The 2,571-nt window shown below is 64.3% G+C and carries 6 protein-coding genes; all 6 read left to right on the forward strand.

Features of this window, described 5'->3' with window-relative positions:
- Window positions 1-294: hypothetical protein (locus WC222_12490; GenBank protein ID MFA6917204.1), on the forward strand; the 294-nt coding region annotated here is incomplete at its 5' end.
- A gap of 47 nt (window positions 295-341) precedes the next feature.
- Window positions 342-896, forward strand: a complete 555-nt coding sequence (locus WC222_12495) for a hypothetical protein (GenBank protein ID MFA6917205.1) — start codon at window positions 342-344, stop codon at window positions 894-896.
- Window positions 897-965: 69 nt separating this feature from the next.
- Entirely contained in the window at window positions 966-1,196 is a 231-nt protein-coding gene (locus WC222_12500; protein ID MFA6917206.1) for a hypothetical protein, read from the forward strand.
- A gap of 303 nt (window positions 1,197-1,499) precedes the next feature.
- The gene (locus WC222_12505) at window positions 1,500-1,796 is read left to right on the forward strand and encodes a hypothetical protein (GenBank protein ID MFA6917207.1); all 297 of its coding nucleotides are present in this window, start codon (window positions 1,500-1,502) and stop codon (window positions 1,794-1,796) included.
- Window positions 1,793-2,278, forward strand: a complete 486-nt coding sequence (locus WC222_12510; GenBank protein ID MFA6917208.1) for a hypothetical protein — start codon at window positions 1,793-1,795, stop codon at window positions 2,276-2,278. Before WC222_12505 ends, WC222_12510 begins: the two co-directional genes overlap by 4 nt.
- Window positions 2,275-2,571 (forward strand): hypothetical protein (locus WC222_12515; protein MFA6917209.1); only part of this gene is annotated, 297 nt, incomplete at its 3' end. The genes WC222_12510 and WC222_12515, both read left to right, overlap by 4 nt.

A 2,571-nucleotide genomic window follows, 5' to 3' on the forward strand; every position in this document is an offset into this window, starting at 1 on the left:
GTCATGCTCGACGGTGAGTGGCCTACGCACTGCGACCACTGCGGGGTCATGCGGGCGGACCTCACCATCACCGACCCCAACCCGTGGGCAGCTACCCACGAGATCCGGACTCCGGGGCACGTCTACCGCGTGATGGCGCACGAAACGGCCGACGGAACAGCACTCTTCTCGCGAGAGGAATGGGACAAGGCGGAATCGTGCGACTGGTCGCTGTCCACTGACGGCTCCCTGGAGTTTCAGGGTTCGGTGACCTCGCCGATGTGTGACGGTGCGGCAATTCGCTCCGTGAGATGAAGACCCCCGGAGCTTCCTGAACGGGGAGATGGGGTTCAAAATGGACCGTGTCCCCGAAGCTCATCTCCGCCCTGCCTGCTGCCCTCTTCGTCCTGGCGTGCACCGAACCCGCTCCTGCCATCCGTGTCGGACCGGACTGGTCCGACGCCGAGAAGGGGCAGCTCGAGCTTGCTCTCTCGTCCTGGTACTACGCCACGACTGGAAGCCCCGCGTACTCGTGGGAGACCGGGGGAACGGACGAGTTCCCGGTGGTCTACAAGGTGCGCCATTCCGACCTGGACCGATCCTCCCCATGCGGCTGCGAGAAGTGCCAGACGTTCGGGGGATGCGCACACCGCCCTGCCCGCTACCTGTGGTCGATTTACGTGTTCACCGACACGCTGGAAACCATCCCTGAACCGACCGCGTTCTACACCGTGCTCCTGCACGAACTGGGGCACGCGGGAGGCATCTACTCCGACCTGGACGAAGCCTCCTGCGACGACGCTTCCCGGCCCACCCCGGTCATGTGCCCGACCTACCGAGGGCAACTTTCCCTGACCCGCAACGACGCGGCTCTGGCGTGTGACTGGACCGACGAGGACTGCGAGCCAGCGTTCTGAAAAAGTGACCCCAGAAGGATGACTTTGCACGCACCGTTGGTATCATAGGTGCGCGAGAGGGAGACGACGATGGGAACCGAGATCTACACCGTGGTGGATGCCCAAGGGGAGGGTCCCTACCAGGCAGACAGCCCCGAGGCGGCGGCGCTCCGAGCCCTCGGCCAAGGGGTGCTCCCGATCCACACGGCAGCGGAATTCCCGGCGCTGCAGGTCGAGGCCAAGGGAGCCACGACGATCGTCTACTGCCGACGACACTCCATGGAGGATTGGTCCGTGGCCCGCCACCCAGGAGACCTCTAGTGGCGGACCGATCCTGCATCGGCTGCGGTTACTGCTGCCAGAAGGTACCGTGCCCCCTCGGCGCCATGCTCTACGGGGGAGCTTCCCCGTGCGCTGGTCTCGAGTGGAGGGACGGACGCTGGTGGTGCGGGCCGGCGCTCCGAGACCCGGACCTGCACCTCTCACTCTGCATCGGGGCGGGATGCTGCTCCCCCTTGAACTCTATTCGCTCGTCGAAGCAGGCGACGCTCCGCGGCGGCACCCCCTCGCTGCCCAGAACGTCGTCCGCTCCGCCGAGCGAGTGAACCGACCGACAGGAGACGCATGGCCAAGGGAAAAGGAAAAGTAGACAGGGACCTGAACCGGAGATTCGCAGAGTTTCACCTCGCGAATCCCCAGGTCTACACCGAGCTGGTGGCACTCGCTCGGGAGGCGAGCCGCCGGGGACGCAAGCGCATCGGGATCAAGATGATCTACGAAGTGGTCCGGTGGAACCGGTTTATCCAAACGACCGACGACAGCTTCAAGCTCAACAACGACTATCACAGCCGCTACGCGCGGCTGATCATGCAGCGCGAGGTCGACCTCGCTGGAATTTTCGAGACGAGGAGCCTTCTGTGAACACCACGATTGTCGTACGAAGGAAGCTCGGGCTGCGGGATTCACTCCCGTTCGTGATCTTCCCGGTGCTCTGGTGCGTGACCTCGTACTGGACCTGGGGATGGGGCGGCCTGGTGATGGGGGCCACCATGGCCGTCATCTACGGATGGGCTTGGTTCCAAGCGTCGATGGCGGCCATCTACCGTGACTCTCTCGAGCGCCAGCAGAGGTTCGCCAAGGTGCTCGCGACAGAGGTACTGGCGCTCGACGCGGCATCGCAGGCCACTTGCGGTCCCTACGAACGGTCTGCCCGGCAACGGTCAGCTCTGTCCGTGGCCGAGACGGTGCTCCGAGAGCACGAGATGCTGGTGTCGGCAGAAATGGCTCGGAAAGCGAGCGAGGAAACGAAACCTCTGGACGCCAGCATCGTGAACGCGGACCCGGACCGGGCAGCACCGGGCGGACACTGCGAGATCATCTGGGCAAGGAAGCCATCCCAATGACGACAGAACTGGTGAGCATGGGACCATCCTCCGCTGGGTGGACGGCGCTCTACGCATCCGACCTGGTGTCGGACCTCACCCCTCACGTCCTGAGCGTTGCATGCTGGGCTCTCGTGAGAGAGCGAGAAGAGACCGGGGCATCGATCATGGTTTTGGGAGCCATCGTGGTCGACGCCACCGGGAACCTGGTGCTCTGGGACTCGTACAAGGTCACGGATCGAGTCCAGGGTCGTCCCTTGAAGGTTCGCTTCGTGGGATTCGTGGCCCCCGACGAATCGATCCCGGGAACCTGG

Source organism: Parachlamydiales bacterium (genome assembly GCA_041671045.1).
In the GTDB taxonomy this organism is placed as follows: domain Bacteria; phylum Chlamydiota; class Chlamydiia; order Chlamydiales; family JABDDJ01; genus JABDDJ01.